This window comes from Mesorhizobium sp. M1406 (assembly GCF_040317555.1).
Classification (GTDB): domain Bacteria; phylum Pseudomonadota; class Alphaproteobacteria; order Rhizobiales; family Rhizobiaceae; genus Mesorhizobium.
This window is the reverse complement of the sequence record NZ_JAMYKW010000173.1, coordinates 1-880: the sequence shown is the minus strand read 5'-3', so window position 1 is coordinate 880 and position 880 is coordinate 1. Positions and strand designations below refer to the sequence as shown.

The 880-nt window shown below is 58.8% G+C and carries 1 protein-coding gene; it reads right to left on the bottom strand.

The window, feature by feature from the left end; genetic code table 11:
* The coding region (locus NKH03_RS34800; protein ID WP_352973360.1) for an ISAs1 family transposase at positions 1-794 on the bottom strand (794 nt) is incomplete at its 3' end.
* Positions 795-880 lie beyond the last annotated feature (86 nt).

Below are 880 nucleotides of genomic sequence, written 5' to 3'. Positions count from 1 at the left end.
TGATGGCTCTTTTGAAGCCAGTCGACATCGTGGATAACCGTGATGTCTCGGGTCTCGATACGACCGTGGTTACCATCGACCGTGCTGGCGCGGCTCACGGTGGCGTCCTTGAAGTTGCGGGCTTTTTGCTCGGCGGCAAAGAGTTCGACGTCATCGCGCAGCGTGCCCTGATTGCCTTTGAGGGCGAAGATGTAGTCGGCCTTCTTGTCCAGGACCTTCTGGGCGATGGTGCGCTGGCAGCCCATGGCATCGATGGTCACGATGGCCCCCTCGATGGCCAGCATGTCCAGCAGCTTGGGAATGGCGAGGATCTCATTGGCTTTGTCCGCCACCTTGACCTGCCCCAGCACCAAGCGTTGACGGGCGGCGAAGGCGGAAACCATGTGTATCGGCTCCTCGGCATTCCTGGAGCCCTTGGAGCGGCGGACCGTCTTGCCGTCTATGGCGACGACGCCTTCCGGCGCGCCCGTTAGTGACGCTACCCATGCCACAAAGCAGCGCTGGAAGTGTTCGGCATCGAGGCTGGCAAGGATATCGCCCAGATGATCATGAGACGGTACGCCCTCGAGAAAGGGGCGAAACCGGCGCAAGAGATCAAGCTTCTTGTCACCAAAGCGGGCGATGTCGGTGATGGTTTCCGCCCCGGCGATCACCGCCACAAGACATAGCAGCAGCACCTCATCCAGCGGATACCTTACCTTCGCACTCTGCCGACCATCAGGCAGATCCTTGAAATGACCCAGAAAAACAACCGTTTCCGACAACGCACCGGCATCGCAAGCCACATCATCCATCCAAAGCATCCTTCAAAGAATCAGATGCTCTCGACAGATTCAGCTCCTAAACCCCTTGTCACGCGTTAACTCACCCGATTGCCCTG